The sequence below is a fragment of the Bacteroides caecigallinarum genome, from assembly GCF_016902295.1.
GTDB classification, from domain to species: Bacteria; Bacteroidota; Bacteroidia; order Bacteroidales; family Bacteroidaceae; genus Phocaeicola; species Phocaeicola caecigallinarum_A.
Genome location: NZ_JACJLQ010000022.1, coordinates 1 through 26382 on the forward strand (window position 1 = coordinate 1; position 26382 = coordinate 26382).

The 26382-nt window shown below is 39.0% G+C and carries 20 protein-coding genes; 11 read left to right on the top strand and 9 right to left on the bottom strand.

Features of this window, described 5'->3' with window-relative positions; all coding sequences use genetic code 11:
* Window positions 1-166: 166 nt before the first annotated feature.
* Window positions 167-499, bottom strand: a complete 333-nt coding sequence (tnpB, locus tag H6A27_RS08880) for an IS66 family insertion sequence element accessory protein TnpB (protein WP_148330882.1) — start codon at window positions 497-499, stop codon at window positions 167-169.
* Window positions 493-858: a hypothetical protein gene (locus H6A27_RS08885; RefSeq protein ID WP_204508442.1), complete on the bottom strand. Its 366-nt coding sequence runs from the start codon at window positions 856-858 to the stop codon at window positions 493-495. The genes tnpB and H6A27_RS08885 overlap by 7 nt, the downstream gene beginning before the upstream one ends.
* A 359-nt stretch (window positions 859-1217) precedes the next feature.
* Here H6A27_RS08885 and H6A27_RS08890 point away from each other — a divergent pair, with 359 nt between their 5' ends.
* Window positions 1218-2717: a S41 family peptidase gene (locus tag H6A27_RS08890; protein ID WP_204508443.1), complete on the top strand. Its 1500-nt coding sequence runs from the start codon at window positions 1218-1220 to the stop codon at window positions 2715-2717.
* Here the strand turns inward: H6A27_RS08890 and H6A27_RS08895 are convergent.
* On the bottom strand, window positions 2680-3861 hold the full coding sequence (locus tag H6A27_RS08895) for a hypothetical protein (RefSeq protein ID WP_239469645.1): 1182 nt from the start codon (window positions 3859-3861) through the stop codon (window positions 2680-2682). The two genes, H6A27_RS08890 and H6A27_RS08895, sit on opposite strands and share 38 nt — an antisense overlap.
* 112 nt (window positions 3862-3973) lie before the next feature.
* On the opposite strand from H6A27_RS08895, the gene H6A27_RS08900 reads away from it, so the two are divergent.
* Together H6A27_RS08900 and nifJ are read left to right on the top strand one after the other, a co-directional pair.
* A complete protein-coding gene (locus H6A27_RS08900; RefSeq protein ID WP_204403501.1) occupies window positions 3974-5152 on the top strand; it encodes an ATP-binding protein in 1179 nt (392 codons plus the stop codon).
* Between the two features lie 49 nt (window positions 5153-5201).
* Window positions 5202-8753 carry a pyruvate:ferredoxin (flavodoxin) oxidoreductase gene (gene nifJ / locus H6A27_RS08905; protein WP_204508444.1) on the top strand — a complete coding sequence of 1184 codons (3552 nt, stop codon included), beginning with the start codon at window positions 5202-5204 and terminating at the stop codon, window positions 8751-8753.
* A 78-nt stretch (window positions 8754-8831) separates the two neighbouring features.
* Here the strand turns inward: nifJ and H6A27_RS08910 are convergent, their stop codons facing one another.
* Together H6A27_RS08910 and H6A27_RS08915 are read right to left on the bottom strand one after the other, a co-directional pair.
* Window positions 8832-9593, bottom strand: a complete 762-nt coding sequence (locus H6A27_RS08910; protein ID WP_204508445.1) for a LytR/AlgR family response regulator transcription factor — start codon at window positions 9591-9593, stop codon at window positions 8832-8834.
* Window positions 9594-9595: 2 nt separating this feature from the next.
* Entirely contained in the window at window positions 9596-11263 is a 1668-nt protein-coding gene (locus H6A27_RS08915) for a tetratricopeptide repeat-containing sensor histidine kinase (RefSeq protein ID WP_204508446.1), read from the bottom strand.
* 563 nt (window positions 11264-11826) lie between these two features.
* Between H6A27_RS08915 and H6A27_RS08920 the strand changes: the two genes are divergently transcribed.
* The 7 genes from H6A27_RS08920 to H6A27_RS08950 all read left to right on the top strand — a co-directional run bounded on the left by H6A27_RS08920 (window position 11827) and on the right by H6A27_RS08950 (window position 20240).
* Window positions 11827-13122 carry a bifunctional folylpolyglutamate synthase/dihydrofolate synthase gene (locus tag H6A27_RS08920; protein WP_204508447.1) on the top strand — a complete coding sequence of 432 codons (1296 nt, stop codon included), beginning with the start codon at window positions 11827-11829 and terminating at the stop codon, window positions 13120-13122.
* Between the two features lie 129 nt (window positions 13123-13251).
* Complete coding sequence (locus H6A27_RS08925; protein WP_204403491.1) at window positions 13252-14346, top strand: aldose epimerase family protein; 1095 nt, start codon at window positions 13252-13254, stop codon at window positions 14344-14346.
* Window positions 14347-14386: 40 nt separating this feature from the next.
* Window positions 14387-15874, top strand: coding sequence for an MFS transporter (locus tag H6A27_RS08930; RefSeq protein ID WP_204508448.1), 1488 nt, complete (start codon window positions 14387-14389; stop codon window positions 15872-15874).
* A gap of 77 nt (window positions 15875-15951) precedes the next feature.
* Window positions 15952-17106 carry a galactokinase gene (gene galK / locus H6A27_RS08935; RefSeq protein ID WP_204508449.1) on the top strand — a complete coding sequence of 385 codons (1155 nt, stop codon included), beginning with the start codon at window positions 15952-15954 and terminating at the stop codon, window positions 17104-17106.
* A 203-nt stretch (window positions 17107-17309) separates the two neighbouring features.
* Window positions 17310-17972 (top strand): hypothetical protein, encoded by a 663-nt coding sequence (locus H6A27_RS08940; RefSeq protein ID WP_204508450.1) that lies wholly within the window; start codon window positions 17310-17312, stop codon window positions 17970-17972.
* A 208-nt stretch (window positions 17973-18180) separates the two neighbouring features.
* Window positions 18181-19545: an MATE family efflux transporter gene (locus H6A27_RS08945; protein WP_204508451.1), complete on the top strand. Its 1365-nt coding sequence runs from the start codon at window positions 18181-18183 to the stop codon at window positions 19543-19545.
* Between the two features lie 65 nt (window positions 19546-19610).
* On the top strand, window positions 19611-20240 hold the full coding sequence (locus H6A27_RS08950) for a cytidylate kinase-like family protein (protein ID WP_204405164.1): 630 nt from the start codon (window positions 19611-19613) through the stop codon (window positions 20238-20240).
* Window positions 20241-20272: 32 nt separating this feature from the next.
* Here H6A27_RS08950 and H6A27_RS15160 read toward each other — a convergent pair whose 3' ends face one another.
* Window positions 20273-20407 (bottom strand): helix-turn-helix domain-containing protein, encoded by a 135-nt coding sequence (locus H6A27_RS15160; protein WP_338083599.1) that lies wholly within the window; start codon window positions 20405-20407, stop codon window positions 20273-20275.
* A gap of 318 nt (window positions 20408-20725) precedes the next feature.
* On the opposite strand from H6A27_RS15160, the gene H6A27_RS15430 reads away from it, so the two are divergent.
* Entirely contained in the window at window positions 20726-20851 is a 126-nt protein-coding gene (locus H6A27_RS15430; protein WP_262897123.1) for a hypothetical protein, read from the top strand.
* 78 nt (window positions 20852-20929) lie between these two features.
* On the opposite strand, the gene thrC is transcribed toward H6A27_RS15430, so the two are convergent.
* From thrC to thrA, 3 genes are all read right to left on the bottom strand, one after another.
* On the bottom strand, window positions 20930-22231 hold the full coding sequence (gene thrC / locus H6A27_RS08960; RefSeq protein ID WP_204508452.1) for a threonine synthase: 1302 nt from the start codon (window positions 22229-22231) through the stop codon (window positions 20930-20932).
* Window positions 22232-22318: 87 nt separating this feature from the next.
* On the bottom strand, window positions 22319-23527 hold the full coding sequence (locus tag H6A27_RS08965) for a cofactor-independent phosphoglycerate mutase (protein WP_204508453.1): 1209 nt from the start codon (window positions 23525-23527) through the stop codon (window positions 22319-22321).
* A gap of 52 nt (window positions 23528-23579) precedes the next feature.
* Window positions 23580-26012 carry a bifunctional aspartate kinase/homoserine dehydrogenase I gene (gene thrA, locus H6A27_RS08970; protein ID WP_204508454.1) on the bottom strand — a complete coding sequence of 811 codons (2433 nt, stop codon included), beginning with the start codon at window positions 26010-26012 and terminating at the stop codon, window positions 23580-23582.
* Window positions 26013-26382 lie beyond the last annotated feature (370 nt).

Genomic DNA, 26382 nt, shown 5'->3' on the forward strand with positions numbered 1-26382 from the left:
AGCACGCCTCTTTAGGCTACTGTTGACGGAACAACAGGTTCAGACATCATGCTGAACAATTACTTGTACGACTTCTTGTCGCACAATTTTATGTAAAGATACTCATTTTTAATGAGACATACAAATATTTAGAGAACTTTTATCGCTGATTATCAGAACTTTATCATTAAATTCTTATGCTCGTTATTACCGGAGTTTCAAGTATTGTGACCAGGTCTTTCCAGTCTATTTTATATACTGTCACATCGTCCTTGCGCTCTATTTTCATGAACTTATAGCCCTTTATGAAGGACTTCTCATGAAGGTAGTAGGCATTGCGCTCATAGTGTATCATGCGGACCTTACGCTGGTCTTTCGACATGAACATGTAAACATCACCATTCAACGGATCACGGTGGTATCGACCGCGGATTATCTCACATATACGCTGAGCCTTGCATCTCATGTCGTGAAGTTCAGGAAGGTAGTAGAAGTTGTGAAGTCCGTTTATACTTAGCATAAGCCCTCCAATTTCTCCACCAGTGTTTTCAGCCCCTGATAGTCTAAGCCTTTCTTCTGAATGCACAAGCCCTCACGGGTTCTTATCGTCACCATGATGCTTCCTTTATGGGGAGTTGTACGTTTGGGCTTGTCTTTAGCAACATCCTGCTGCTCTTCATTGCCTGACTGGATCAACTCTTCAGGAATTCCTTCCACTTCTACAGGTACAACCTTCTTTTGTGTCTTCTTGAACCAGTCATAGAATGCCGTGTATGGAATATTGTTGCTAATGCAGAATGAGTTGATGGAAACTCCTTTGGGTTCACCTTCGGTCTTGTAGAGGAACCACAGTCTTTCAAAGTCTTTTTCGCTAAACATAATCTTTCAAGTTTTAAGTTTAGCACAAAGGTATGAGAAAGAGCCATGCTAGTCAATACGCCAATTTTGGATGGTTACTCTTGGCACAACCGGATTTGGTTAATATAGACCAACCGGAACTTTGGTAACGTGTTTTGGCGGAAAGTAACGGAGAAAATGCGTCTCCATTGGCACAACCATAATGAATTGATATTTAAAATAGGGAAAAACCATAAGCTCAATTCACTAACTGGAGCATCAGGTATATTAAAATTTATTCCATGAGGCACAATCTTTCTTATTAAACTGAAGCAAAATCTGTTTTTTTATATATCTTTGAAACCAAAGTAAAAAATTTTAATCTTAAAAAAACAACAACTATGGACTTAAACAGACTTAAACTTACATTGTCCTGCTTAATAATTTCAGGATATGTTATCACAGGATGTACAAAAGAAGAAGGAAACAGTAACAATTCGGGTGATAAATCAAAAATCACAGAAGAGACAAGATATGCAAACATGTTTGCAAAAGATATACTTGAAATATACTACTATTGGAACAATGAAATATCGCAAGACCTGAATAAGCTTGATCCGGAAAAGAATAGTGACCCTATAACTACTGTGGAAGAAATAAGATATCACGACGGCACAAACCCAATAGACAAATGGACCATGCTAACAAACAATATGGATGAATTTACAAGTAGTGTACAGGGGGTATCTACCACATATGGCTACACTCCTATTGTCTATTATATTACGGCTGACAGTAATGACCTTATTGCTGTAGTTGCATACGTATCAAAAGACAGTCCCGCAGAGAAAGCTGGCCTTAAAAGAGGAGATATTATATATCAGATAGACGGCAAAACTCTTACTGTAGACAATTACATGGATTTGTATTATTCATCAAATATTACACTATCTTTTGCCAAACTTAATGGTTTAGAAGTTATACCTACAGATAAAAAGGTATCTATGATAGCTATTGAAATGTATGAAAACCCAATTCTATGCGACACAGTATATAATTTCAATGGAAAGAAAGTAGGATATCTGGCATACAGCAGTTTTGACTTGACATCTATTCCTGAACTTATAAATATATGCAAGGATTTCAAAAGTGAAGGCATTAAAGAACTTGTCCTTGACTTAAGATACAATGGAGGAGGATACGTAATAACTGAAAATGTTTTGGCATCAATGTTTGCACCACAAACTAATGTCACCAATAAAGATATTTTTGAAAAAGAAGATTATAATGATTTCTTTACTGAATACTATAAGCAGGAAGGAATTTCTACTGAAACACGGTTCGAAACAGAATATAATTATAATTATAATGACATAAACCAGCATGTCAGCACCAAAGATGCGAACATTGGTCTTGAAAAGATTTATGGTATTATAACAGGTAACAGTGCCTCTGCTTCAGAAGCTTTGCTTTCAGGACTTATGCCATATATGGATATTGAACTAATAGGACAGAAGTCGCATGGTAAATATTGTACAGGATGGATGCTTGCTGCTGAAGATGCTTACAAGACAGTTCCACCAGCAATAAAGAACTGGGGTATTTATGTAATGGTCAGCATATATAAAAATGCAAACGACGAAACTCCTTGTATGCCAAACGGACTTACACCTGATTTAAATGCAGAAGATTACCCACTGGAAACATATCAGCTGGGCGACGTAAATGAGGCTATGCTGAAGGTGGCATTGCAAAGAGCAGGAAAGGTATATCCAGAATCAAGAAGCAGCGTAACTTATTCACCATTTATTGACTCTAAGGTAATTGAAACTCCTAAAAAAACTAACTTCGGAAAAAGAATCATCATGCCTTCACTATCACGTATGCCTGGTATCGAGTAGAAAGCAGAACAGGAGTAAGAGTGAGATATCCGCTTTTGATACGACCATCGGAATCGAGAACCAAAGGTTGTTCGGACAACATTTTCCGATGAGACAGCAGTGCTTCACCATCTGAATTATAATGTTCTGTAACAAAATAGCCATGTGAGGATGAAGATAGGTATCTGTCACAAATGATACGTGACACGACACCCATATTCATCCTCATATTTATTTCAACACAAGGATGCAATAATATTGATTCATCTTGGGAACAAAGCATCATATCTACACCTAAATAACCGGAATAACATCCGGCAATCATATCACCTAAAACGCTGGTTAGAATACCACGTACTTCATGCAAGAGTTCAATAGATATACCATACGAAAGTAAATGAGATTCAATTTGCGAATCAGACATTAATATATTCCGCTTATAATTACCAAAAGCATCAGTATCAAACAATGAATAACCAGCAAAACTGACTCTTGCATCTGCCGAAGAATAGAATTCCATTGCAAAATCGCATACCTTTTTATATATAGGCTCGGCCATTATACATCCCTGGGTACGCAATATGCGGGATATCCATCCTTCAATATTTGTACTCCAAGTAGATAATGAAACCTTACATAATCCTCTCCCACTACCAGACCATGGAGCTTTCAAAATTATATTACCGTCAGTAAGAAGATGAGTCTTTACATCATCTATGCTATAACAGCAATATGCCCGTCCACATGTACCTTTGACAGAAGAAAAATATGACAATACATCTACGCATCTCTGACGACCGGACAAATAACGAATTCTATTCAATCTATCTTTATCAGGCAATATCATTGTATCGACACCTTCACTGGCAAGAGAATAAACTAAAGCCGGACTCCATCCCCAAGGAATTATTTCGCTATAAAGACTACTGTCAACAAATCTTTTTGTATCAAACTGTATAAACGATGATACCTGACTGACAAAAGTACTTATGACATTATTATCTGATATTCTGACATAAGCATCTTCTTGAGCGTACCACACAGGAAGAGAACTCAAATCGTCACTCATACGGATTATCTCAGAGGAAACCTTAAAATAAGGAGTAAAATTGGCCAATGCCATATCATGCCACGGATTAAATATATATAACTGCTTGCTCATCATAAAATCGCCGGATTTTATTTACAAAGATATACTAAAAATTAATTTTTGCTATGTTGAGTTTGCAATATTATTAACTATTCGTATATTTGCACCGAAAGTAACGAATATATTCATGGAGGCTTTTTACAGAACACATTCTTATTTGGTAGAACATACCAATGCTCCTGTACGCAGAGAGCTAATGGACGAAATAGACTGGAGCGCACGTCTGATTGGTATCAAAGGTACACGGGGTGTTGGCAAGACTACTTTCCTTTTGCAGTATGCGAAAGAAAAGTATGGTTTTGACCGTTCATGCCTGTATGTAAACATGAATAACTTCTACTTTTCTAAAGTAAGTCTTGTTGACTTTGCCGCCGATTTCATTAAGCGCGGAGGTAAAGTTCTTCTTATAGACCAGGTGTTCAAACTGCCAGACTGGAGTGCTGCCCTTCGTACATGTTACGAAAAGTATCCAAACTTAAAAATCGTATTTACAGGTTCATCTGTAATGAGACTAAAGGAAGAAAATCCGGAGCTTAACGGTATCGTTAAATCATATAATTTAAGAGGATTTTCATTCAGGGAATTCCTTAACCTACAGACTGGCAACAATTTCTCAAAATATTCGTTGGAAGAAATACTTAACAACCACGAACATATAGCCAAGACTATACTTCCACATGTCAATCCAACACAGTATTTACAGGATTACATACATCATGGTTTTTACCCGTTCTTCCTCGAAAAAAGAAATTTTTCAGAAAATCTACTTAAGACCATGAACATGATGGTTGAAGTAGATATACTGTTAATCAAACAAATCGAGCTGAAATATCTCTCGAAAATAAAAAAATTACTATATTTACTGGCAGTTGACGGACCTGGAGCTCCAAACGTAAGCCAACTGGCGGAAGAAATACAGACTTCACGCGCTACTGTAATGAATTACATCAAATATCTGGCCGATGCAAGACTGATAAACATGGTTTACCCTAAAGGAGAGTCTTTCCCGAAAAAGCCCGCTAAAATCATGATGCATAACACCAGCCTGATGTACAGCATATACCCGGTGAAAGTTGAAGAACAGGATGTACTGGAAACATTCTTTGTAAATTCTTTGTGGAAGGACCACAAGATAAACAAAGGAGATAAAGGCACTTCATTCCTTGTGGACAATGACTTGCACTTCAGGATTTGCGCTGAAGGATGCAAATTCAAGACAAGCCCGAATGTGTATTATGCAATGCATAAACTTGAGTTGGGACACGGAAACCAGATTCCACTATGGATGTTCGGTTTCCTATATTAACGCGAGAATATAAGTTCTTATTAACTAATTATTATAATTTAGTAATTGTATGACTAAACAAAAAAAATTCATCACTTGTGATGGTAACCAGGCTGCTGCACATATATCATATATGTTCTCAGAAGTAGCAGCTATCTACCCTATCACTCCATCTTCTACAATGGCTGAATATGTAGATGAATGGGCTGCCGCAGGACGTAAAAACATCTTCGGCGAAACAGTTCTTGTTCAGGAAATGCAGTCAGAAGGCGGTGCAGCAGGTGCTGTTCACGGATCTCTTCAGGCTGGTGCCTTGACTACTACTTACACTGCATCTCAGGGTCTGCTTCTTATGATTCCTAACATGTATAAGATTGCAGGTGAATTCCTTCCATGTGTATTCCACGTATCTGCACGTACACTTGCATCTCACGCATTGTGTATCTTCGGCGACCATCAGGACGTTATGTCTTGCCGTCAGACAGGTTTCGCTATGCTTTGCGAAGGTTCTGTACAGGAAGTTATGGATTTGGCTGGTGTTGCCCATTTGTCAACTATCAAGTCTCGCGTTCCATTCCTGAACTTCTTCGACGGTTTCCGTACTTCACACGAGATACAGAAAATTGAAATGCTGGAAAATGAAGACCTTGCTCCTCTTATCGATCAGAAAGCATTGGCTGAATTCCGCGAACGTGCTCTTAGCCCTAACAAACCTGTTGCGCGCGGTATGGCTGAAAACCCAGACCACTTCTTCCAGCACAGAGAATCATGCAACCCATTCTATGAAGCAGTTCCTGCTATCGTAGAAGAATATATGAACGAAATCAACAAGATTACAGGACGTAACTACGGCTTGTTCAACTACTATGGTGCTGAAGACGCTGAACGCGTAATCATCGCTATGGGTTCTGTAACTGAAGCTGCCCGCGAAGCTATCGACCACTTGATGGCTAACGGCGAAAAAGTTGGTTTGGTTTCTGTACACTTGTATCGTCCATTCTCTGCTAAACACTTCCTTGCTGCTGTACCTAAGACTGCTAAACGTATCGCAGTTCTTGACCGTACAAAAGAACCTGGAGCTAACGGCGAACCTCTTTACCTTGACGTTAAAGACTGCTTCTACGGACAGGAAAATGCCCCAGTTATCGTTGGTGGACGCTACGGTCTTGGTTCTAAGGACACTACTCCTGCTCAGATTCTTTCTGTTTACGAAAACTTGGCATTGCCTACTCCTAAAGACCACTTCACAATCGGTATAGTTGACGACGTTACATTCACTTCTCTTCCTAAGAAAGAAGAAATCGCTCTTGGCGGTGAAGGTATGTTCGAAGCTAAGTTCTACGGACTTGGCGCTGACGGTACTGTAGGTGCTAACAAGAACTCTGTAAAAATCATTGGTGACAACACTAACAAATATTGCCAGGCATACTTCTCATACGACTCTAAGAAGTCTGGTGGTTTCACTTGCTCTCACTTGCGTTTCGGTGACCACCCAATCCGCTCTACATACTTGGTAACTACTCCTAACTTCGTAGCTTGCCACGTACAGGCTTACTTGCACATGTACGATGTAACTCGCGGTTTGCGTAAGAACGGTACTTTCCTTCTTAACACTATCTGGGAAGGTGAAGAACTTGCTAAGAACTTGCCTAACAAGGTTAAGAAATATTTCGCAGAAAACAATATCACTGTTTACTACATCAATGCAACTAAGATTGCTCAGGAAATCGGTCTTGGTAACCGTACTAACACAATCCTTCAGTCTGCATTCTTCCGTATCACAGGCGTTATCCCTGTAGAACTTGCTGTAGAACAGATGAAGAAATTCATCGTTAAGTCTTACGGTAAGAAGGGTGAAGACGTTGTAAACAAGAACTATGCTGCTGTTGACCGTGGTGGTGAATACAAACAGCTTACTGTAGATCCAGCATGGGCTAGCCTCGAAGTTGAAGGTGCTGCTGCTAACAACGATCCAGCATTCATCAACGAAGTTGTTCGTCCTATCAACGCTCAGGACGGTGACTTGCTTCCAGTTTCTGCATTCAAAGGTATCGAAGACGGTACTTGGCATCAGGGAACAGCTAAATACGAAAAACGTGGTGTAGCTGCTTTCGTTCCAGAATGGAATGCTGAAAACTGTATCCAGTGTAACAAGTGTGCTTACGTTTGTCCTCACGCTGCTATCCGTCCATTCGTTCTTGACGCTAACGAACAGGCTGGAGCTAACTTCACTTCATTGAAGGCTGTTGGTAAGCAGTTCGACGGTATGACATTCCGTATGCAGGTTGACGTTTTGGACTGCTTGGGTTGCGGCAACTGTGCTGACGTATGTCCGGGTAATCCTAAGAAGGGTGGTAAGGCGCTTACTATGAAACCTCTTGAAACACAGCTTGCTGAAGCTGCTAACTGGACTTACTGCATCGACAACGTTAAGAGCAAACAGCACTTGGTAGACATCAAGGCTAACGTTAAGAACTCTCAGTTCGCTACTCCATTGTTCGAGTTCTCTGGAGCTTGCTCTGGTTGTGGTGAAACTCCATACGTTAAGTTGATTTCTCAGTTGTTCGGTGACCGTGAAATGGTAGCTAACGCAACAGGATGTTCTTCTATCTATTCTGGTTCAGTTCCTTCAACTCCATATACAACTAACGAAAAAGGTCAGGGTCCAGCATGGGCTAACTCATTGTTCGAAGACTTCTGCGAATTCGGTCTTGGTATGGAATTGGCTAACAAGAAACTCCGCAACCGTCTGGAAGAAGCAATGAAGGCTGCTATCGCTGCTGAAGGTACTCCAGCTGAATACAAGGAAGCATTCCAGGAATGGATTGACGGCCGCAACGATGCTGACAAGAGCAAAGCTGCTGCTGAAAAGATCATCCCTATGGTAGAAGCTGCAAAAGACAAGTGCTCTTACTGCGCTACTATCGCTGAATTCAAAGACTACCTGGTAAAACGCTCACAGTGGATTATCGGTGGTGACGGTGCTTCTTACGATATAGGTTACGGTGGTCTTGACCACGTTATCGCTTCTGGTGAAGATGTAAACATCCTTGTACTTGATACAGAAGTTTACTCTAACACTGGTGGTCAGTCATCTAAGGCTACTCCTCTTGGTGCTATCGCTAAATTCGCTGCATCTGGTAAGAGAGTACGTAAGAAAGACCTTGGTATGATAGCTACAACTTACGGATATGTTTACGTTGCACAGATTGCAATGGGTGCTGACCAGGCTCAGACATTGAAGGCTATCCGCGAAGCTGAAGCTTATCCAGGTCCATCATTGGTTATCGCATACGCTCCATGTATCAACCACGGTTTGAAAGCTGGTATGGGTAAATCTCAGGCTGAAGAGGCTAAGGCTGTAGAATGTGGTTACTGGCACTTGTGGCGCTTCAACCCAGCATTGGAAGACGAAGGTAAGAACCCATTCTCACTTGACTCTAAAGAACCAAACTGGGAAGGATTCCAGGATTACTTGAAGGGCGAGGTTCGTTTCGCTTCTGTAATGAAACAGTATCCTGCTGAAGCTGCTGACTTGTTCGCTGCTTGCGAAGACATGGCTAAGAAACGTTATGCTTCTTACAAGCGTATGGCTGCTATGGACTGGAGCAACGAAGAATAATCTATAACGGATTAATATAAAAAATTGACGGCTGAGTACAAATCGAACTCAGCCGTCTCTTTTTTATTTAAAATAAAATCAAAATATACAGAACTTATCCATCAAATTTTTCTTATACTTCCGCGATACAGCAATGTCAGTACAGTCATCAAACGGTGGGCATAACACACAATTATTATCCTGAATCATCACAAGATAATCCAAATTTATGATATATGACTGATGTACCTGTACAAACCTTTTATAAAATGAGCATAAAAAATCTGCCGAAACATTTCTCCTCAATGAGACGCTTTCCTTTGTAATCAATACAGCCTCCCAGATTTTGCGGTCGGAAGCATATCTGAAAAATCCTACATCTGCCAACTTGATCATCTTCATTTCTCCCGTAGGCAACACTACCATAAATGAAGATTCATTATGAGTATTTACTATATCTTCGCTTTCAAATAACGGAGGATTGGTCTCATAATCAACAAGAAATCTTGAAATAACTATATCAAACTCCTTTCTGTCTATAGGCTTAAGCAGGAAATCAAAAGCACTATTCCTCAAAGCATTTATCATATATTTGTCGTGTGCGGTATAGAACACAACACGCATATTCCAGTTTATATCATTCTTTACTTTACCCAACACCTCCATTCCGTACATTTCAGGCAACTCAACATCAAGGAACAATAAATCCGGCATAACCCTCTTTATCATGGATATTCCCGATACCGCATCATGGGCTACTCCTTCGACATGAAATCTGGGATAACTTTTCAACTGCTCTATCAAAGCTTTTGCAGAATCATGTTCATCGTCTATTATCGCAACTTTGTAAAATACTGACATAATCATTTACTAATAATATATGAGTAATCCAAAGGCAATGAATATCTTATTTCACAGCCTGTTTCTGAATTGTCAAGTGGTACATTAACTATTCGCATTGTTATGGGCACTTTGTTGTACATATTAAGCAACTGGATACTCTGTGTTACTACCTTCAATCCGGTTCCAGTTCCACGATTATCACTAATCTGCTTAAATCCGCCACCGTTATCTGTTATACTGATATATATTTTATCTGCATCTTTATTTATTCTGATCCATAATTTCTTATCACCTTTCTTTGTCCTCAAGGCATGTTTCAACGCATTCTCAACTGGAATCTGAATTAGCATAGAAGGGATTTGAATTTCATATAAAGACATATCATCCATTTTATTAATCTCATAATGAAAATCACTTCCCATAGTCTGCTCTTGCAATGATATGTATGTTTTCACGAAATCAAGTTCATCGTACAGACTAATAGATAAGTTTCCTGTCAATTCAAGGTTTTTACGGATTAGTTTAGAAAGGTTTACCAGACTATTCTTGTCTTCCTCGTTATTAAATCTGACAACCTCCCTGTTTAATACATTAAAAATAAAATGTGGAGAAATTCTGTTTCTTATGTTTTCAAGTCGCAAAGAACTGATATCCTTACGCATATTCCAGATTTTCTTGTCGGTACGACGTTTTCTGAATATAATAAGAATACACAACAAAGAAACTATAAGGAGCAAACTAAGTATCAATACATAAATCCACTGATGAAGGATCAATACCTGGCTTTCTTTTTCTTTAATAAAAATCTCCTTCTTCATCAAAGTGCTGTCCTGCTTATACTTCAAAGAAATTTCCGCCGAATGCATTTTAATTCTTTCATTTCTGATGGAATCGTCCATTCGCACATTTTTCGTTTGATAAATATATGCATTCTTGTAGTCTCCACTTTCCTCAAAATAATGCTGAAGATACTTATTTCGAATGAGCAACATATTAGGCTCTATAAAATCAGGTTTTACAGCATTATTAATAATATTCGAAGCAAGCTTTATCTCACCTTTCTTTAAAGCCAATTCTATCAGCTGAGTTTCAATATAGTATAAAGCAGATACCTGGTTTATTGATTTAAAAAAAGAATAACAGTCCTCAAGATAAAGAGTAGCCGAATCTGTCTCATTCATAAGCATAAAGACCTCGCCCATATTTACCTTAGTAAAATTACGTTCAAATTCCATATCAGGGTAAGAATTGGCCAAAGCCAACGATTTTCGGAAATACTCCATAGACTTTTCATAATCTCCCCGATAATAATATGAATTTCCACGATTATTCAAGTAAATATGCTTTTCGAAAGGCAGCATTAAATCATAATAGAAACCCGCCTTATCGAAATAATAATCACAATGCTTGTAATCACGCAAATCCATATAAACTTGAGCAAGGCCATAATATGAAGGGAACCTTTCTTTCTCAGGTATCTGAAGCGAATCTGAAATCAACAATGACTTTCTATACCAATATGCACCCAAATCAAACTTACCACAACGTACATAAGAATCTGCAAGATTTATGGAAATATCTATCAAATCGCGCGAAAGGCCAAGCATTGAAGAATTCTTATATGCATTTTCAAAATAATAAACAGCAGAATCCATTACAGCCCTCCTTGCATATAAATTACCTCGCATATTATTAACGTTGGAAAGTAATTTATAGGATATATTTTCATTTTGACTATTGTTTAAGAACTCTGAGATTCCATCAAGAAATATTTCAACAGAGTCATATTCCGACAAGAATAATTTAGCCTTTGCCTTGAGTAGCAACAATGAATAATAATCTTCATTTATCCCTGAAACAGAGATAACACTATCAATTTTCCTAACCACTATATCAGGATATGCCCCTATCAAGCTATCACACTGAGATAAAAAAACGTCATTATGATAGTTTGCTTCCCCTTCATGCCTTGATATACAGACAGTAAACAACAGTTGTGAGATAATTAGACTAAATACAATAACAAAAAATCTACCCATAAATTATTGTCTATTTATTTACAAAGAAATAAAAAACATATTAGTAAACAAAAGTTATAATCATTTATTTCCATTAATAATTAAACGTTTTTCATTAATTTGTACAATCATAAATCATCACTAAACTATTCACTGGAAAAATAAAAGGCAGTATTACATGTAAACAAAAAAAATTTGATGATATTTGCATCATAATTAAGTATAAAGAAGACATGAACTATAAAGAAACCATTGAATATTTGTATAATGTCACTCCACTATTCCAAAACATTGGAAAAGATGCATATAAGGAAGGATTAGGTAACACAATCGAACTGGACAATTATTTTAATCATCCACACAAAAAATTCAAGACTATTCATATTGCAGGAACAAACGGCAAAGGCTCATGTTCGCATACAATTGCTGCAATATTACAGTCTGCCGGATATAAAACCGGATTATACACTTCACCTCATTTGGTTGACTTCAGCGAACGTATCAGAGTGGACGGGGAACCTATTGAAGAGGAATTTGTAGTAAAATTCGTTAAAGACCACAAACACTTTTTCGAGCCGTTACATCCGTCATTTTTTGAATTGACAACAGCTATGGCTTTTCTATATTTTGCACAAAAAAAAGTAGATGTGGCAGTTATTGAAGTCGGACTCGGGGGAAGATTGGATTGTACAAACATAATATCACCTGATTTAAGCATAATAACAAATATAAGCTTAGACCACACACAGTTCCTTGGAACCACACTTCCTGCCATAGCAAAAGAAAAAGCCGGTATAATAAAAAGTAATATTCCGGTAATTATAGGTGAATACACAGACGAGACTAAAGATGTTTTCAGCGAGAAGGCCAAGTCTGTAAATGCCGAAATTATATTTGCACAAGATAATGTATTGATAGAAAATGTAACAACAAATGATAATGCCCACTTCGTATATCAAACAAAAAATATAAAAGACCTTTACGGCGAGCTAAACGGATATTATCAGATAAAAAATACCAATACTATTCTTAACGCAATAAAGAAACTGAAAGATATTGGATACAAAGTTAATGAAAACAACGTAAGGGAAGGATTCAAAAATGTATGCGAACTTACAGGATTAATGGGAAGATGGCAAAAGCTTGAGGAAAAACCAACAATAATATGCGACACCGGACATAATATCGGTGGAATGAAATATATCACCGAACAGCTATCCAACATGAAATATGACAAGCTTCATATAGTAATAGGTATGGTAAACGACAAAGACATAAATGGAGTTATGTCTTTGCTTCCACCCAATGCGCAATATTATTTCACTCAGGCATCTGTGAAAAGGGCTTTACCCGCTAATGAGATAAAGAACATAGGGAATAATCACGGACTAAAAGGAAATGCATATAGCAATGTAAATGAAGCTTTGGAGGCTGCCAAAGCTTCTGCAAGCCATAATGATTTGATTTTCGTTGGAGGAAGTACTTTCATTGTGTCAGACCTTATTGTATTATACAAAAATCATAAATAAGCCCGGTATCAATACTTTTAAAAGAAGATAGAGTTTCTTTTTCGTGAAAAAAGTTTGGGTATTTTAAATAAAATCTTTTTATTTGCACTATAAAATAATTGATGTGTAAATAAAAAGATTTTTTAATATATGGACAACACATTTTACCATGAAAACAATTTAAGCGGTCTTAAAAGAGAAGACTTTAAGAAAACAATCGATGGAAAAGAAACAGATTTGTTTATCCTGACTAATGAAAAAGGTGCAGAAATCGCAGTAACAAACTATGGAGGTGCCATTTTGACAATGATGATGCCAGACAAAAACGGCAAATTCGAAAGTGTAATACAAGGTCATGACACAATAGATAATGTTATCAACAGCCCTGAAACGTTCTTAAGTACACTGATAGGAAGATATGGCAACAGAATAGCCAAGGGTAAATTCAAATTAGACGGAGTAGAATACAATCTTACCATAAACAATGGTCCAAATTCACTTCACGGAGGACCTACAGGTTATCACGCACGCGTTTGGGACGCTGAACAAACAAGCGCAAATAGTCTCGCATTACATTATCTTTCAAAAGACGGTGAAGAAGGTTTTCCTGGCAACCTTGACATAACTGTTACATATACATTGTCTAACGACAACGAATTTATTATCACATATACAGCCGTAACTGATAAAAAGACATTGGTTAATCTTACACATCATGCTTTCTTCAGCCTTTCCGGTGTAAAGAATCCAACACCATCTGTAGAAAACAACATACTTACAATTAATGCCGACTTCTATACTCCTATTGACGAAGTTTCTATACCAACAGGAGAAATCAGCAAAGTTGAAGGTACACCAATGGATTTCAGAACTCCACAAACAGTAGGAAGCAGAATTAACGATAACTTCCAGCAACTTATCAATGGTGCAGGTTACGACCATTGCTATGTATTGAATAAAGAAGAACAGGGTGTATTGACTTTCGCTGCAAAATGCGTTGACCCTGATAGCGGCAGAAGCCTTGAAGTATATACTACAGAACCTGGAGTACAGCTATATACAGCAAACTGGCAAAGTGGTTTCAAGGGTTACCACGGTGCAACATTCCCTGCAAGAAGCGCTATATGCTTTGAAGCACAGCGTTTCCCGGACACTCCTAATAAAGCACATTTCCCATCAGCAGTACTTGCTCCCGGCGAGACTTACCATCAGGTAACAATTTATAAATTTGGAATTGAAAAATAACCTAACCTAATAATTAATCATTTTATCTCTTAAACAAATTATGAACCAACAAAAACAAAACGGTAACTTCATTGCAATCATAACAATGTTCTTTTTGTTTGCGATGATTTCATTCGTTACCAACCTTGCTGCTCCTTTTGGCACTATATGGAAAAACCAATATGCCGGAGCAAACACATTAGGTATGATGGGAAACATGATGAACTTCCTGGCCTATTTGTTTATGGGTATCCCTGCCGGTAATATGCTGGTTAAGATAGGATACAAAAAAACAGCTTTAACAGCTATTGCTATCGGTTTTGTAGGATTGCTTATTCAATACTCTTCAAGCTTGTTTGGAGCAAATGTAAGTGTATTCAATGCCGGCGAATACGTAATTAAACTTAATTTCATCATCTATCTGCTCGGTGCTTTTGTCTGCGGTTTCTGCGTATGTATGCTCAACACAGTAGTAAACCCTATGCTTAACCTTCTCGGTGGAGGTGGTAACAAAGGTAATCAGCTCATCCAGACAGGTGGTGCGCTTAATTCTTTGTCAGGTACTTTGACACCTCTATTTGTAGGTGTACTTATCGGTACAGTAACAGAAAAAACTGCCATGTCCGATGTCGCTCCATTGTTGTTCATCGCAATGGGAGTTTTCGCATTTACTTTTATCGTTATTTCATTTGTTGCCATACCTGAACCTCACATGAGAAAAGGTAATGAGAAAACTGAAAAGTTTGCTCATAGCCCATGGAGCTTCAGACATACTGTTCTTGGTGTTATCGGCATATTTATCTATGTAGGTATTGAAATAGGTATCCCTGGCACATTGCTTTTCTATTTGGCTGACCCTACAGAAAAAGGCGCAGGCATTCTTACCAACGGAGCGGCAATCGGAGGTGCAATTGCAGCAATCTACTGGTTATTGATGTTGATAGGACGTCTTACAAGTAGTATCATCAGTGGAAAAGTATCAACACGCACTCAGCTTATCACCGTTTCAGCTACTGCTATTGTATTTACAGTATTGGCAATCTCTATACCAAAATCTGTTGGTGTAAATGTTCCAACATTCGTATATGACCCAATAGCAAAAACAAGCGAAACTCTTGTAAATGCCGGAATATCTGAAGAAGAAGTCGCAACATTCATTGCAAATCCATCTGAAGAAGCGTTGACACAGTATTCAGACGAACTTCAGGCAGCTAATATCAAGCCTTCTTATATAATGGGCTCACTTGAAACTCCAAAAGTTCCTTTCAGTGCTATTCTTTTGGTTTTGTGCGGTCTTTGCACATCAATCATGTGGGGTGGTATTTTCAACCTTGCAGTAGAAGGCCTTGGTAAATATACAGCTCAGGCATCAGGTATTTTTATGATGATGGTAGTCGGTGGAGGTATTCTTCCGCTTGTTCAACAGTTCATCTCTGACGAGGCTGGATATATGGCAAGCTATTGGTTAATCGTAGCAATGTTTGCCTATCAGCTATTCTACGGTCTCATAGGATGCAAGAACGTAAACAAAGACATTCCTGTAGAATAATTAACACAGAGTCATGATAGTATAATTCAATTATGCTATCATGATTTTATTATATTAACCTTTTAATATTTACAATCATGGACATAGAATTTGTAAGAAGCCGCTTTATCAAACATTTCGACGGTACTACTGGCTCAATATATGCCTCACCGGGACGTATCAACCTTATTGGTGAACACACAGACTACAATGGTGGTTTTGTTTTCCCTGGTGCAGTTGACAAAAGTATGATGGCAGAAATCAAGCCTAACGGAACAGATAAGGTTTGCGCATATTCAATCGACCTTAAGGATTATGTAGAATTCGGTCTGAACGAAGAAGATGCTCCATCAGCAAGCTGGGCAAGATATATTTTCGGTGTTTGCCGCGAAATGATCAAACGTGGTGTTGACGTAAAAGGATTCAATACAGCATTTGCAGGTGACGTTCCTCTGGGTGCCGGTATGTCTTCTTCTGCTGCATTGGAATCAACATACGCTTTTGCATTGAACGACTTGTTTGGCGATAACAAAATTGACAAATTTGAATTGGCAAAGGTTGGTCAGGCAACAGAACATAATTATTGCGGTGTTAATTGCGGTATCATGGACCAGTTTGCATCAGTATTTGGTAAAGAAGGCAGCTTAATCCGTCTTGATTGCCGTTCATTGGAATACCAATACTTCCCATTCAAACCAGAAGGCTACAGACTTGTACTTGTTGACTCTGTAGTTAAACACGAATTGGCATCATCAGCTTACAACAAACGCCGTCAGAGTTGTGAAAATGTAGTTGCAGCAATTAAGAAAACTCATCCAAACGTTGAATTCCTCCGCGACTGTACAATGGATATGCTGAATGCTGTTAAGAATGATGTCTCTGAAGAAGACTACAAACGTGCAGAATATGTAATCGAAGAAATCCAAAGAGTTCTTGATGTTTGCGACGCTTTGGAAAAAGGCGATTATGAAACTGTAGGACAGAAAATGTTCGAAACTCACCACGGCATGAGCAAATTGTACGAAGTAAGCTGCGAAGAACTTGACTTCTTGAATGATATCGCATTCGATTGCGGCGTAACCGGTTCTCGTGTAATGGGCGGTGGATTTGGTGGATGTACTATCAACCTCGTTAAAAATGAATTATACGAAACATTCGTCACTACAGCAAAAGAACGTTTCAAAGAAAAATTCGGCCGTAGCCCTAAAGTTTACGATGTAGTTATCGGCAACGGTTCACGCAAAATATGCTAATATAATATTTGAAATAGAAATATATGAGAGAGAGTCCGCAAACGGACTCTCTTTTTTTTCATATACCCAATAATAAAATTAAATATATTAAAATCATTTTAAAGACTGACTAACCACCTTATTTTTCCTAAAAAAACATATTGACAGACTACATATAGAATATATATTCAGTATCTTTGGAAATAACATCAAATATTCTATATATGAAGATAATATATTCCATAATCATATTTCTCTTATTCCCTCTATTTATCAACGCACAGAGCTTGAATGAGAAAGGAGTAATAATATCATCGACTGATTCAGTAACCAATACTGATTACATGTTACCTGCGGAAAGCAATACAGACTCACTAAACATAAATCTGGTTGCCCCAATAAGCAATATCAGTATATATTCACCATTCAGCATGTATGGAATAAGTCCTTTCTCGTATAATTACGCTAATTGGGAGCTACATAAGGGATTTAATGCTTCAATAGGCATGAACGTAACCTTCAGTCCTTCAAAATATGCGCCATCCGGTGTTGGTTTCGGACAAGACGTTGCTTTTATGTATGCTTTACCTGTCAACAACAGACTAAGTGTAGCAGCCGGACTGTATGCTACAAACATGAATTGGGGATTTATCAATTACAGAAATATAGGAATAGCCGGTGTAGCCGCATTCAAATTAAACGACAAAATAACTCTTTACGGATACGGCAACAAATCGCTGATGCCTCAACGTTCACCTATGTATTGTCCACTACCCAATTTTGCTCCCGACAAATTTGGAGGTATGATTAATTTCAAGATAGGAGAAAGTTCTTCCATTAGTTTTGGTGTAGAAGGTATAAAAGGATACGGTCCATACTATTGGTAACATCATACGGGCATATTTCCTGGTGCAAACTGAAGTGTGACGCACCGCAAACTAAAGTGTGACGCACTGCAAACTATAGTATGAAGCACTGCAAACTATAGTCAGCAGAAAAGAACATCAGAGTTTCTACACAAATCTGTTGGTAAACCTTATCACATTATGGGATAAAAATCATAACTTTGCACCCCGAAAATTAAATAGAGTATATATGTCACAAAAAGTAACTGCTACCGAATTAGGAACCAAACCTATAGGTAAACTTCTTATGCAATATGCTATACCTGCAATTATTGCAATGACAGCATCGTCACTTTATAACATGGTGGACAGTATTTTTATCGGTCACGGAGTTGGTCCAATGGCAATTTCAGGACTTGCCATCACTTTCCCTTTGATGAATTTAGCCGCAGCCTTCGGTTCTTTGGTAGGTGTCGGCGCGTCAACTTTAGTATCTGTAAAATTAGGGCAGAAAGATTATTCTTCAGCGCAGCACATATTGGGAAATGTTGTTTCGCTTAATGTTATAATGGGTATATTGTTCACCATAATAGCCCTTATATTTCTTGACCCGATATTATACTTCTTCGGCGCGAGCGAAGCTACAATACCTTATGCACGCGACTATATGGTAATAATCCTGCTCGGAAATGCAGTCACACATCTTTATCTCGGTCTGAACTCTGTCCTCCGTTCGGCAGGACATCCACAAAAAGCAATGGTGGCAACCATACTTACCGTTGTAATAAATACAATACTTGACCCTCTGTTCATATATGGTTTTGATATGGGGATAAAAGGTGCGGCGGTTGCAACCATTTTAGCACAGATAATATCTCTGGTATGGCTCATAATAATATTCTGCAATAAAAATGAGCTCCTACACTTCAGGCGTGGCATTTACAGGCTTCACGGAAATCTGGTGTCAAATATTATCGGTATCGGTATGGCTCCATTCCTTATGAATTTAGCTTCATGTTTTATTGTCATTCTTATTAATAAGGGTCTGAAACTATACGATGGCGACCTTGCCATAGGTGCATTCGGTATAGTGAACAGAATAGTATTCCTGTTTGTCATGATTGTAATGGGACTTAATCAGGGAATGCAACCAATTGCAGGATACAACTTCGGTGCAAAACAATACCAAAGAGTAAACCATGTTATGAAACTGACAGTGATTGCCGCCACAATAATAACAACTTCCGGATTTATTGTAGGCGAATTCATACCAAGACTCGCAGTCTCTGCATTTACAACTGATGAGACACTTGTCAATCTTTCTGCAAACGGACTGAGAATAGTAGTGATGTTTTTCCCAATCATAGGCTTTCAGATGGTTACATCAAACTTTTTCCAAAGCATCGGAATGGCAAGAAAAGCAATTATACTTTCACTGAGCCGTCAGGTTCTGATACTAATCCCTTGCCTGTTTATCCTGCCGTTGTTTTTTGGTTCACGCGGGGTATGGATAAGCATGCCTATCTCAGACCTTGCAGCAAGCATATTGGCTGCAATCATGCTTTACAAACAGTTCCAGCAATTCAAGAAACATAGCACTGAAGTTATTTCATAAATAGATTTTGAATTTTAATTCTTAAGAATTATATTTGTAGAAAGTCATATTAAAATCATACGACCATGAAAGATAATTTTGTTATAAACCTTGGACGCCAATTAGGTAGTGGCGGAAGGGAAATAGGCGAAAAATTAGCAAAAGAACTTAATATAGCTTTCTATGACAAAGAGTTGATAAACCTTGCTTCAAAAGAGAGCGGACTATGTAGGGAATTCTTTGAACAAGCAGACGAAAAAGCTTCGAAAACAATACTGGGCGGACTTTTCGGATCAAGATTCCCTTTTCTGACAGAAGGTGCCTATCCATATAATTCATATCTCAGCAATGATTCCTTATTCAAGATTCAAAGCGATGTGATAAGGGATTTGGCGGAGAAACAGTCTTGTCTTTTTGTTGGAAGATGCGCCGACTATATATTACGTGACCATCCTCGATGCGCAAACGTGTTTATATCATCATCACCTGAAGCAAGAATTGAAAGATTAATGTCAAAATTAGAAGTTTCGGCCGAAGAGGCGGAAGAACTGATGGAAAAGGCCGACAAGAAACGTTCGTCATATTATAACTATTACAGTTACAATACATGGGGAGCAGCAGCGACATATCATCTGTGTGTAGATTCATCGGTTTTGGGAATTGACGGCACAGTAGAATTCGTAAAAGAATTTGTCACAAAAAAGCTAAATCTATAAAATATCATCATAAGCCATAGAGCATTATTGTTCTATGGCTGTTTTTTATTATCCACCACTTCTTTTTCATATAGTCCGGGAGAAGTTCCTGTTATCTGTTTAAATACGCGATTGAAATTATTGGGTGTGCTAAACCCTGTCTCATAAGCTATCTGCTGCATTGTCATCCCTCCATCCGAAAAAAGCTCTATAGCTCTGTTATTCTGTGCATATTCAAGAACGAATTAAATCTGATTCCTGAATCATGCAGCAAACGGCTCAGATTTCTTACAGAAATATTAAATTCAATTGCTACCTGCTCTATTTTAAGATTTGAAAAAGCATGTTCCCTCATATAGCATAATATAGGGTATAATCTGTGATCATTAGGTATGGACATCGTTTTCAGCAGGAAATCAACTTTATAGCTCAATGATGGGAGCAAATTAAAGAAAGAATTATTCGGTTGGGTATGTATTCAGGGTACAATATTCCTGCTCATCATCATGAGCTATCGACTTTGGCGTGACCGCGAAGAGACATTCCGCCATCCCGTACATAAGGCCATGAACTTCCACAGGAAAGTGAAGACCAGAATGCGCAAAGGATACAAGACAATTGAAAACCAATAACCATAAATTTAAAGAAAAAAGGTTGCCTAAGAAAAAATCTTAGACAACCTTATAAAATTATTTATACTGTTACGCTCATTACTGTTTCATCAGATATTCCTTGAATGACGCAAAATCCTTGCTCATAGGCACACTAAGTTTTGTTCCACGCATGAACTCCTGAAGTTTTTCCGGGATTTTCACCTCTGCTCCTATGATGTTCTGTACAGTCTGCAGGAACTTGGCAGGATGAGCTGTCTCGAGGAATACACCAGTTTCGCCCGGCTGCAATTCTTCAGCAAGGGCACGATAACCACATGCTCCGTGAGGGTCGAGCAAGTAACCTGTTTCTTCATATACCTTCTGTACAGTCTCGCTTATCTGTTCGTCAGTATAAGTTTCACCCGAAATTTCCGCTGCTATTGCATCGTGACTTCCTCCATAAAGGTCGATGATACGTGCAAAGTTACTTGGGTCGCCAACATCCATAGCATTTGCGATAGTAGCTATAGAAGGACGCGGATTATACTCACCGGTCTTCAGATATTGATAGAAGATGTCATTACGGTTATTGGCTGCGATAAAACGTTTGATAGGCAATCCCATTTTCTTTCCGAACAGACCAGCCGTGATATTACCGAAATTACCACTCGGTACACAAACCACTAAATTATCAGCCAAGCCCAGTTTCTTCATCTGCGCGTATGCATAGAAGTAATAGAATGCCTGAGGCAGGAAGCGAGCCACATTAATGGAATTGGCAGAAGTCAGCTGCATGTGAGCATTCAACTCTTTATCCATGAATGCGTTCTTCACCAATGCCTGGCAGTCGTCAAAAGTACCGTCCACTTCTATTGCTGTAATATTCTTTCCGAGAGTAGTGAACTGCTTTTCCTGAATTTCGCTCACCTTGCCTTTTGGGTAAAGCACATAAACATGGATACCTTCCACACCAAGAAAACCGTTCGCTACAGCACTACCAGTATCACCTGATGTAGCGACAAGCACATTCACTTCCTTTTTGCCTTCCTTACGGATGAAATATCCCAAAAGTCGTGCCATGAATCGTCCGCCCACATCCTTGAATGCCAATGTCGGACCATGGAATAGTTCCAGTGAATAAATATTGTCTTTAACCTTTACGGCTGGAACATCAAAACTCAAAGTATCATAAACAATATTTTTCAAAGTCTCCGCAGGAACATCTTCACCGAAAAAAGCGTCGGCCACACGGTAAGCTATTTCCTGAAATGAAAGATTTTCTATCTCGTCAAAGAATGATTTTGGCAAAGGCTTTATCTCGTATGGCATATACAGACCTTTGTCCGATGCCAGACCTTTTACCACAGCTTCTTCCAGCGATGCGTCCGAAGCCTGTTTGTTTGTACTGTAATATTTCATAGGTTTATAAGTTTGTAAGTTTGTAAGTTTATGAGTTTGTAAGCATCAACCAACTTAAAGACTCAAGAACCTAAAAACTCAAATAATCTATTTCATAAATTCATTCATAAACTCGTCCCTCTCCATCGTGCCATACACACCTGATTTGCAGGAAACCTCATCGTATGTCTGCACACTGTCAGGCTCAATTCCCGGATAATAAATCAGGAAAGGAACAGGTTCATTGGTATGAGTGCGATGCTCGCATGGTGTAGGATGGTCAGGAAGTACCGCAATAGCGACAGGTTCGTCCCAATCCTTTACAGCCTCGTATATCGGACCGACAGCACGTCTGTCAAGGTTTTCTATAGTCTGAAGTTTTAAATTCACATCACCTTCATGTCCGGCCTCATCGCTTGCCTCAATATGCAGATAAACGAAGTCATCTGTTTTCAATGCCTCAATCGCAGCGGCAGCCTTTCCTTCATAATTTGTATTATAAAGTCCTGTAGCACCTTCCACATCAATACATCTAAGCCCGGCATAACGTCCTATACCACGGATAAGATCGACAGCCGTAATCACCGAACCCTTCTTTATCTGAGGATATTTCTGCGACAACGGTTCCATTTTAGGTCTGTATCCGGGACTCCATGGCCATATACTGTTGGCAGGATCCTTACCTTCAGCCACACGTTTCAGATTTACCGGATGCGATGCAAGGAGTTCCTGCGATTTAAGTATAAGCGCATTCAGCAAATCGGCTGTTTCCTGAGCTTCCGGACATTCAGCCTTAATCATATTAGGACGGAACGGCTGCAAAGGAATATCATGCGGAGGAACACAGTGAAGATTCTTGTTACCGCCTTTTATTACCAACAGATGACGGTACTGAACACCTGTATAGAAATGTATTCTGTCTGTACCCAACCGTTGTTCCAGATATTTTATAAGTTCATCCGCCTCTTCGGTTGTAATATGTCCTGCCGAATGATTTTTTAAAGTCTCACCTTCAACACATATTATATTGCAACGCATTGCCATATCGCCCGGTTCAAGGTCAACACCGATACTTGCAGCCTCAAGCACCCCGCGACCCTCATACACCGTAGGCAAATCATATCCCATTACAGACATGTTTGCTACCTCACTGCCCGGATGAAAGCCGTCGGCCACTGTTTTCAGCATACCAGTACGTCCCATAGCAGCAAGCTTGTTCATATATGGTGTTTTTGCGTATTGCAATAAAGTTTTATTCCCCAGGGCAGGTACAGCCCAGTCCGCCATACCGTCGCCCAAAATTATTATGTGTTTCATTTTTAAGTTCTTTAGTTTTTAAGTTTTTGAGTTCTTATAAACTCACAACGAATTATATATTCGCTATGCTCATGATATCGGCAAATACACCCGCTGCTGTAACACTTGCACCCGCACCATATCCCTGAATGAGCATAGGATATTCATTGTATCGTTCAGTAGTAATAAGTATTATATTGTTAGTGCCCTCAAGATTATAGAAAGGATGGTTAGCATCAACTTCCTGCAGCGAGACACTACCCTTTCCGTTTTCAAGTTTGGCAACGAATCTCCATCTCTTATTTTCAGCCTCAAGCTCCTTACGTTTTGCCTCAAACTCAGCATCAAGTTTCGGAATGTTATTCCAGAAGTCATCAACCGTACCTTCGAAATATTCGTCCGGAATAAACAAATGCTTCTCAACATCCTCCTGTTCGAGTCTGTATCCTGCCTCACGTGCCAGAATGACAAGTTTTCTGATAACATCCTTACCACTCAAGTCTATTCTTGGGTCCGGTTCAGAATATCCGCCTTCCTTAGCCATGCGAATAGTCTTGCTCAATGGGACATCACTACTTAATTTGTTGAATATAAAGTTCAACGTGCCGCTCACCACAGCTTCAATCCTCAAAATCTTGTCACCACTGTTGATAAGGTCATTAATTGTGTTTATCACCGGCAAACCTGCTCCCACATTAGTTTCGAACAAGAATTTCACACCGCGCTGACGGGCAATATGTTTAAGTTCCTCATAAATCTCATATTCCGATGACGCCGCAATCTTGTTGGCTGCAACCACTGAAATGTTATGACTTAGGAAATCCTTGTACAGACCGGCTATGGCAGGACTCGCTGTACAGTCCACAAACACAGAGTTGAATATATTCATACCTATAATCTCGTCATGAAGAACCTGAGGAGACGACGGTATTCCATTCTCATCAAGTTCCCTACGGTAATTCTCAAGGTCGATACCGCGACGTGTGAAATATGCCTGATGTCCGTTTGCAATACCCACAACCCTCAGACGCAAGCCGCGTTCCTTCATCAGTTTCTCCTGCTGACCGTGAATCTGCTCAATCAGACTGTTTCCTACCGTACCTATACCGCATATAAAAAGATTCAGCACCTGGTACTCAGACAAGAAAAAAGAATCATGAATTACATTCAGAGTCTTACGCAATGACTCAGCCTCAACTACGAAAGATATATTTGTTTCCGAAGCACCCTGAGCACACGCTATCACGTTGATACCGTTTCGTCCCAATGTACCGAACAGCTTACCCGCAATTCCAGGAGTATGTTTCATGTTTTCACCTACAATAGCCACAGTAGCAAGATTTCCCTCAGCCATCATAGGAGAGATTTCACCCATTTCAATCTCCTTTGCGAATTCAGTATTCAGCACTTCACATGCAAGTTCAGCGTCTTCATTACGTACACCTATAGATGTAGAGTTTTCAGACGAAGCCTGAGAAACAAGGAACACACTGATACCATTCTCTGCCAAAGTCCTGAATATACGATGGTTAACACCTATTACTCCCACCATACCAAGACCAGTCATAGTTATCAGGCAAGTATCATTGATTGAAGATATACCCTTGATAGGTTTCGACGAATGATCAGGACTCTGCTTGATAATAGTTCCCGGCGCTTCAGGGTTGAAAGTATTCTTGATAAGTACAGGAATATTCTTGTGACACACCGGATATATAGTTGGAGGATAAACTACCTTTGCACCGAAGTTACAAAGCTCCATGGCTTCCACGTAGCTCAATTCGTTGATAGGATATGCAGTACTTATCACACGGGGATCGGCCGTCATAAATCCGTCAACGTCTGTCCATATCTCCAGAATGTCTGCATCAAGTGCCGCGGCAAGGATAGCGGCAGTATAATCCGAACCGCCACGTCCAAGATTAGTCACCTCGCCGGTATTCTTGTCAGTGGAAATAAATCCGGGAACAAGCGCGACCTTAGGAAGTTCAACGAATGTCTCTCTGACGAGTCTGTTTGTCAGTTCTGAATCCAAAATATGTTTGTTGTGTTTTTTTTCTGTCTTGATGAAAGTACGTGAGTCATACCACACCGCACCTTCTATAAGAGTAGCAACTATAATAGACGACAGACGTTCACCATAACTTACGATAGTTGCAGATGTTTTAGGCGACAAATCACGAATCAGGAATATACCCTGGAAAATATCTTTCAGTTCACTCAATAATTCATTAACCTTGTCAAGGAGAATTTCCCTCTCCTTTCCTGCCGGGACAACAGTGTAAACCATCTCAATGTGACGGTTCACAATCTCCTTCATTTCCTTTTCGTATGCCGAATCACCTTCCGATGCCATTTTCGATGTCTTTATCAGCTTGTCAGTAATACCTCCCAGCGCCGATACAACAACTATAACCTTATCATCTATTGCTTCGACAATCTTTTTCACACTTAACATGCTATTGACAGAACCTACTGATGTTCCGCCGAATTTCAATACTTTCATACCTTTGAGATTATTGAATAGTTTTATTGCACCCTTCAATCAGGGAACAAAAACATGAATAAATAAACTTGAATAAAAAAAGAAGAAAATGCTTACGTCCGTAAGCGTGTATCACGTAGAAACACATTATATATAAGCTCAACCCCGAGGGGTCATCCCAGTACCACATGATGTGACGATCATACGCCCCATTCCAGAAATTGTGATATTGTTATAATGTGCTGTCATTTAGATTAAATATCTTTAAAAAGTTTTACCGCTGGCAAATATACCAACATTTTTCTACAATCAAACACTTAAATAGATTTTTTTTGCAGCAAAACACTATTTTTTGTGACAAAAAAGACATACAAGTCCATATAAAGCACAA

Excerpts from the sequence above, each read along its gene's own strand:
- thrA (WP_204508454.1), bottom strand. The coding sequence starts at position 26,012 with ATGAAAGTATTGAAATTCGGCGGAACATCAGTAGGTTCTGTCAATAGC.
- H6A27_RS08930 (WP_204508448.1), top strand. The coding sequence starts at position 14,387 with ATGAACCAACAAAAACAAAACGGTAACTTCATTGCAATCATAACAATG.
- galK (WP_204508449.1), top strand. The coding sequence starts at position 15,952 with ATGGACATAGAATTTGTAAGAAGCCGCTTTATCAAACATTTCGACGGT.
- H6A27_RS08945 (WP_204508451.1), top strand. The coding sequence starts at position 18,181 with ATGTCACAAAAAGTAACTGCTACCGAATTAGGAACCAAACCTATAGGT.
- H6A27_RS08900 (WP_204403501.1), top strand. The coding sequence starts at position 3,974 with ATGGAGGCTTTTTACAGAACACATTCTTATTTGGTAGAACATACCAAT.
- nifJ (WP_204508444.1), top strand. The coding sequence starts at position 5,202 with ATGACTAAACAAAAAAAATTCATCACTTGTGATGGTAACCAGGCTGCT.
- H6A27_RS08950 (WP_204405164.1), top strand. The coding sequence starts at position 19,611 with ATGAAAGATAATTTTGTTATAAACCTTGGACGCCAATTAGGTAGTGGC.
- H6A27_RS08965 (WP_204508453.1), bottom strand. The coding sequence starts at position 23,527 with ATGAAACACATAATAATTTTGGGCGACGGTATGGCGGACTGGGCTGTA.
- H6A27_RS08925 (WP_204403491.1), top strand. The coding sequence starts at position 13,252 with ATGGACAACACATTTTACCATGAAAACAATTTAAGCGGTCTTAAAAGA.
- thrC (WP_204508452.1), bottom strand. The coding sequence starts at position 22,231 with ATGAAATATTACAGTACAAACAAACAGGCTTCGGACGCATCGCTGGAA.
- H6A27_RS08940 (WP_204508450.1), top strand. The coding sequence starts at position 17,310 with ATGAAGATAATATATTCCATAATCATATTTCTCTTATTCCCTCTATTT.
- H6A27_RS08885 (WP_204508442.1), bottom strand. The coding sequence starts at position 858 with ATGTTTAGCGAAAAAGACTTTGAAAGACTGTGGTTCCTCTACAAGACC.
- H6A27_RS08890 (WP_204508443.1), top strand. The coding sequence starts at position 1,218 with ATGGACTTAAACAGACTTAAACTTACATTGTCCTGCTTAATAATTTCA.
- tnpB (WP_148330882.1), bottom strand. The coding sequence starts at position 499 with ATGCTAAGTATAAACGGACTTCACAACTTCTACTACCTTCCTGAACTT.
- H6A27_RS08915 (WP_204508446.1), bottom strand. The coding sequence starts at position 11,263 with ATGCGAGGTAATTTATATGCAAGGAGGGCTGTAATGGATTCTGCTGTT.
- H6A27_RS08910 (WP_204508445.1), bottom strand. The coding sequence starts at position 9,593 with ATGTCAGTATTTTACAAAGTTGCGATAATAGACGATGAACATGATTCT.
- H6A27_RS15160 (WP_338083599.1), bottom strand. The coding sequence starts at position 20,407 with ATGACAATGCAGCAGATAGCTTATGAGACAGGGTTTAGCACACCCAAT.
- H6A27_RS08920 (WP_204508447.1), top strand. The coding sequence starts at position 11,827 with ATGAACTATAAAGAAACCATTGAATATTTGTATAATGTCACTCCACTA.
- H6A27_RS08895 (WP_239469645.1), bottom strand. The coding sequence starts at position 3,861 with ATGATGAGCAAGCAGTTATATATATTTAATCCGTGGCATGATATGGCA.
- H6A27_RS15430 (WP_262897123.1), top strand. The coding sequence starts at position 20,726 with ATGAGCTATCGACTTTGGCGTGACCGCGAAGAGACATTCCGCCATCCC.